This is a genomic window from Schlesneria sp. (assembly GCF_036405755.1).
GTDB classification, from domain to species: Bacteria; Planctomycetota; Planctomycetia; order Planctomycetales; family Planctomycetaceae; genus Schlesneria; species Schlesneria sphaerica.
On the sequence record NZ_DASWWZ010000359.1, the window covers coordinates 1 to 5786 of the forward strand.

General features: G+C 56.8%; 4 protein-coding genes. 3 read left to right on the top strand and 1 reads right to left on the bottom strand.

All coding sequences use genetic code 11. The features are described 5' to 3' along the window. Positions 1-351 precede the first annotated feature (351 nt). Positions 352-1734: an adenosylhomocysteinase gene (gene ahcY, locus VGE80_RS12350; RefSeq protein WP_373652969.1), complete on the bottom strand. Its 1383-nt coding sequence runs from the start codon at positions 1732-1734 to the stop codon at positions 352-354. Between the two features lie 552 nt (positions 1735-2286). Here ahcY and metF point away from each other — a divergent pair. The 3 genes from metF to VGE80_RS12365 all read left to right on the top strand — a co-directional run. Further along, on the top strand, positions 2287-3171 hold the full coding sequence (metF, locus tag VGE80_RS12355) for a methylenetetrahydrofolate reductase [NAD(P)H] (RefSeq protein WP_440592881.1): 885 nt from the start codon (positions 2287-2289) through the stop codon (positions 3169-3171). Continuing rightward, the gene (gene rlmN, locus VGE80_RS12360; protein ID WP_440592882.1) at positions 3153-4262 is read left to right on the top strand and encodes a 23S rRNA (adenine(2503)-C(2))-methyltransferase RlmN; all 1110 of its coding nucleotides are present in this window, start codon (positions 3153-3155) and stop codon (positions 4260-4262) included. Before metF ends, rlmN begins: the two co-directional genes overlap by 19 nt. A gap of 237 nt (positions 4263-4499) precedes the next feature. After that, positions 4500-5786: dienelactone hydrolase family protein (locus VGE80_RS12365; protein ID WP_440592883.1), on the top strand; the 1287-nt coding region annotated here is incomplete at its 3' end.

A 5786-nucleotide genomic window follows, 5' to 3' on the forward strand; every position in this document is an offset into this window, starting at 1 on the left:
TTACCGGCGTGAGTGTCCGGATGAGCATTGGGCATCCCCGTCCATTGCCGGGTTACCCCACCACGTCGGCCTTGTATCCAGTTTCTGTTCGTCGAGTCCAAGTTTCGCTTTCGGCTCCCTTCAGATCCCGCCTCGCGGCGGACACCCTGTCCTACAGCTCACGGTTCCGGTCATCACGGCCCGTAGAGAACTTCCATCTCCGAGAAACACAACATGCCAGGCGCACCAAAAACAAAGTCCAGCTCGATGAGCTGGACTTTGCGATAATCACTCCGACCCTGATGAGCACAGGTCAGTCGCCGACTTCAAATGAATGTCGTACGGAATACTGACCCCTGCCTCAGGTCCGAATTAGTAGCGGTAGTGGTCGGGCTTGAAGGGGCCATTGATCGGCAAGCCCAGGTACTTGGCCTGCTTTTCCGACAGCTTCGACAGCTTGACACCGATCTTTTCCAGGTGCAGACGGGCGACTTCTTCGTCCAGTTCTTTCGGCAGACGGTGGACACCGACTGCGTAGCGGCTGGTGTCGTTCCACAGAGCCAACTGAGCCAGGACCTGGTTGGTAAAGCTGTTTGACATCACGAACGAGGGATGGCCGGTGGCACAACCGAGGTTCACGAGCCGTCCCTGAGCCAGCAGGATCACGCTGTGCCCTGTAGACTTAAAGGTATAACGATCAACAGCACCGACTTCGCTTGGCTTGACGTTAACCTTGGTCGCTTTGCCGTTCTTGACCTGCTCTTCCAGCCAGGCGACATCGATTTCGAGGTCGAAGTGCCCGATGTTGCAGATAATCGCGTCGTTCGGCATCTTCTCGATGTGCTCGCCACGAACAATGTCACAGCAACCGGTGGTCGTGACGAAAATGTTTCCTTGCGCGGCGGCTTCTTCCATCGTCGTGACTTCGAAACCTTCCATTGCTGCCTGAAGAGCGCAAATCGGATCGATTTCCGTCACGATAACGCGAGCGCCGTAACGCTGCATCGAGATGGCACAGCCTTTACCGACATCGCCATAACCGGCCACGACGCAGACCTTACCGGCGAGCATCACGTCGGTTGCTCGCTTGATCCCGTCTGCGAGCGATTCGCGACACCCATACAGGTTGTCGAATTTGCTCTTGGTAACCGAGTCATTGATGTTAATGGCTGGAACCTTCAGCTCGCCACGTTCGTGCATCTGAACGAGTCGATGAACCCCGGTAGTGGTTTCTTCGCTGAGGCCCTTGATGCCCTTAAGCAACTCGGGAAACTTTTGATGAACCATCGACGTGAGGTCACCGCCGTCGTCGAGAATCATGTTGAGTGGCTGACCGTCCGGGAAGTAGAGGGTCTGTTCAATGCACCAGTCGAATTCTTCGTTGGTCATCCCCTTCCAGGCGTAAACCGGAATCCCGGCAGCAGCGATTGCTGCGGCAGCATGATCCTGGGTCGAGAAGATGTTGCAACTGCTCCAGGTGACGTCCGCACCCAGTTCAACCAGTGTTTCGATCAGCACTGCAGTCTGAATGGTCATGTGAAGACAGCCGGCAATTCGAGCTCCCTTGAGGGGCTTTGTCTTGCCATAGCGCTCACGAAGTGCCATCAAACCCGGCATTTCGTTTTCAGCGATTTCAATTTCCTTGCGACCAAAATCGGCAAGCCCAATGTCCTTTACCTTGTAGGGAAGACGCGCGCTCGACGCGCTCTTGGTGGAATCGGCTGTCTTGGACTTTGTCGCTTCAGCGGTCGACATATCGACGTTCCTTCTGAACATTCTGAGTTTAGGGGGTATCCAACGTTGAACGCCCCAACAATATCTTATCGAGACGGTCCGCTTCGCCCACAGCCGCCGCCCACCCTGATGAAGGATGACCATTCAAGCATGTTGGTGTCAACGTGGTTGGTCCAAGTAGTATAGCTACTTCGGTATCTACTGTCTCGCGATTAAACCAGGGAAAGTGATATCCGAAAAATCTCCATCCCTGCAGATCACAAATGTACAAGCTCCTCGACCGGCCTTCCTAAACCGGCAACCCCGACCACGCATCAACAGAAAATTGTGCGTGCAGGTGACGTCAACATCGAGCCTGTCATCCCCGCACGACCGGTCTTACTCTTGAATCAACCCTATGATCCACGGAGCAGGTGACGGCAGCGATTTTCAGATTTCGCACCCGGCACCTGCCTTTGGAGATCTTCCGAAGTTTGAGACAAAAATGATGGTGGCAGCCAGGCGAGTGATCGCATAATCTGCTGCATCGATATCTTACAAGCAGGGAGCAATCTGGGTATGACGAGCGGTGCAATGCGAATCAAAGACGTGTATGCCGGTGGCCGCTTTGGGCTGTCCATTGAAGTCTTTCCCCCGAAGACAGCGGAAGGGGATGACTCGCTGCGTCAGACCCTGGCAGAAATGGTCCCGTTCCGCCCCGCCTTCGTTTCGTGTACCTACGGTGCAGGGGGGTCGACAAGCAAGCGAACTGTCGAATGGTGCCGCGAGATCCAGGAGAAGTTCAAAACATCCGCCACAGCCCACTTCACCTGCGTGGGTAGTACCCGCGAGCAGTTAACGGAATGGCTGCATTATGCCTGGGCCGAGGGACTGCGCAACATTATGGCTCTGCGCGGTGATGCTCCTGCAGGACAAGCCTCTTTTCAGGCAATTGAAGGGGGATTGCGATATGCTAACGAACTCGTCAGCTTGATTCGCGAAAGCTTTCCCGAGATGGGGATCGGTGTCGCTGGCTACCCGGAAAAGCATCCGGAAGCGCCCAACCTGGACGTCGATTTCGAAAACCTGGTTCGGAAAGTCAGGAATGGTGCAGATGCAATCTTCACACAGTTGTTCTTCGACAACGACAGCTTCTTTCGATTCCGTGACAGGTTGAATCGAGCCCACATCAACGTACCATTGATCCCGGGGATTATGCCGATCACGGAATTTGCTCGAATTCAGCGAATTACCGCCATGTGCGGAGCCGGAATTCCCGCCGACCTGACGTCCCGTCTGGAAGCAGTGAAAGAAGACAAACAGGCACAACACGAGATTGGTGTTGAATTTGCCATCGCACAATGTCGCGAATTGATCGACCAGGGGGTGAATGGAATCCACTTCTACATCCTCAACAAGAGTCAAGCCGGTCGAGAGATTCTCAACGGTCTAGGGTTTTCATGTCCATCCTCCCAGTAATTGCGGATCGCCCCTTCAAGACGCGCCTTTATGAGCTCGACGCCGCAGGGCTGGCAGACTGGTGTGTGGCTCACGGTTTTCCCGCCTACCGGGCCGGTCAGATCCGCCGCTGGATCTTCGGACGCCGGGTGAGTGACTTCGCAGAGATGCACGATGTTCCGGCCACGTTGCGCGCGGCGCTGGCTGACGAATTTTCCTTGTTTCCGGCGCGCCAGGCGCAGCATCAGGTCTCGCGCGACGGAACAGAAAAGCTGCTGCTCGAGCTGCACGATGGCCAGTTCATCGAATGCGTGCTGATGCGAGAGCCCGATCGACGGACAATCTGCATCTCTACTCAGGTCGGCTGCGCCATGGGGTGCGTCTTTTGCGCGAGCGGCCTGCTGGGACTCAAGCGCAGTCTGACGACAGGGGAAATTCTGGAGCAGGTACTGAGGCTCGACCGCTTGCTGAAGAAAGGGGAGCAGATCACGAATCTGGTCGTCATGGGAATCGGCGAGCCCCTGGCGAACCTGAAGTCGTTAATTCCCGCTCTGGATACCCTGAATGAAAAAGGGGGGCTGGGACTGGGGGCCCGCAGAATCACGATCTCGACCGTCGGCTTGCCCGAGAAAATTCGAGAACTCGCCCGTTCGGGAAAGCAGTATAACCTGGCCGTCTCTCTGCACGCCCCGGACAACGAACTGCGAACTCGACTTGTTCCCGTCAATGACAAGATCGGTATCGACGCAGTCCTCCAGGCCGCGGATGACTATTTCGAAATTACCGGACGTCGCGTCACGTACGAGTACGTACTTCTTTCGGGCGTCAACGACGATCCACTGCATGCACGGCAACTTGCGAAGCGACTCCAGTCGCGCATCGCCCACGTCAATCTGATCCCGATGAACGGTGTGACCGAGCTGGAATTTGTTGCCCCGACGGCTCCCCGAACCGGCGAGTTCGTTCAAGTCCTCGAGTCATTCGGCATTCCCGCAACAGTCCGCAAACGCAAGGGGGCCGACATTGACGCGGCCTGCGGACAACTGCGGCTCGCACGGGAAAAGCTGGCAGAGCAGGGGAATCAGGCCAGTACGTGCAGTTCATCAGACTGAGCGGCATGGCCCCCGTTGCCTGAGTCCCGACGGCAGCGAGGAACAGCCGAACTGCCGCCGCATCAGGCGATCCAAGTCTCAGGATCGCGCGGTCCTAATACCCGCCAGGGGGAAAGCTCTGCGCTGTGGGCTCCCGGGGGTGGGTTCTCGCATAGGTGCTTGTTGATTTCTATCACAAGTGATTTCTATGATGTCGCCCTGAAGTTGCAGCCCATGGAATTCCTACGGAGACGCCCCTTGAGCGATACCCCAAAAATCGATCGTCGTACCATTCTCAAATTTGCCGCAGCCTCCGTGGCTGTCGCTAACGCAGTCGGTGTCCGACAGGTGGCCCAGGGCGCTGCCCCCCGTGTCCTTCCCGCAGACACGCTGCCAAACGACGTGAGACTTGGGGGACTGAAAGACCTCAACGCCTACTTCCCCTGGACTCCGAGTGCCAGCGTCGAGGAATGGAAGCAGCGTTCCGAATACGTCCGTCGGCAGTTGCAGGTTGCACTGGGGCTTTGGCCGATGCCAACGAAAAAACCGCTGAACGCGGTTGTGCACGGAAAAGTCGAACGCGACGACTTCACGGTCGAACGCGTCATCCTCGAAACAGGTGACGGCCTCTATTGCACGGGAAGCCTCTACCGGCCGAAGAATCCCAAACCCGGGAAGTTGCCCGCCGTATTGTGTCCACACGGTCACTGGGCCAACGGAAGGTTCTACGAACACAACGACGCCACATTCGAACAGGAACTGAAGAGCAAGGCCGAGTCGATTCCCAGTGGCAGATTCCCTCTGCAAGCGCGCTGTGTCCAACTGGCACGGATGGGATGCATCGTTTTTCTTTACGACATGCTGGGATACCCGGATTCTGGGCCGATCCCGTTCGAGATCGCTCACGGATTCGCCAAACAGCGTCCTGAACTCAGTCAGCCGGATCGCTGGGGAATCTTCAGTGCTCAATCCGAGCTGCGGTGCCTGAATATTGTGGGCCTTCAAGCCTGGAACTCAATCCGGGCGCTGGACTGGATCAGCTCGCTCAGCGATGTGGATACGAGTCGCATCGGCGTGACGGGCGCCAGCGGTGGGGGAACTCAGACGTTCCTTCTGGGAAGTCTCGACCCACGTCCCGCCGCCTTCTTCCCCGCCGTGATGGTTTCGACTTCGATGCAGGGTGGATGTACCTGTGAAAACGCCAGCTATCTGCGCGTGAACACGGGAAATATCGAATTCGCCGCGATGATCGCTCCGCGTCCTCTGGGAATGACCGCAGCCGACGACTGGACGCGAGAGCTGGAAACGAAGGGACTGCCGCAACTGAAACAGCATTACAGCATGCTGGGAGCCCCCGACAATGTGGAAGGGAAGTACATGGCCTTCCCGCACAACTACAACCAGCCCAGCCGGCTGATGATGTATGAATTCTTTAACAAGCACCTGAAGCTGGGGCAGACCAGTCCGATCATGGAACGTGACTTCGTTCCGCTGACCAAGGAAGAATTAACCGTCTGGAACGGCGAACACCCCGCTCCTGCCCGC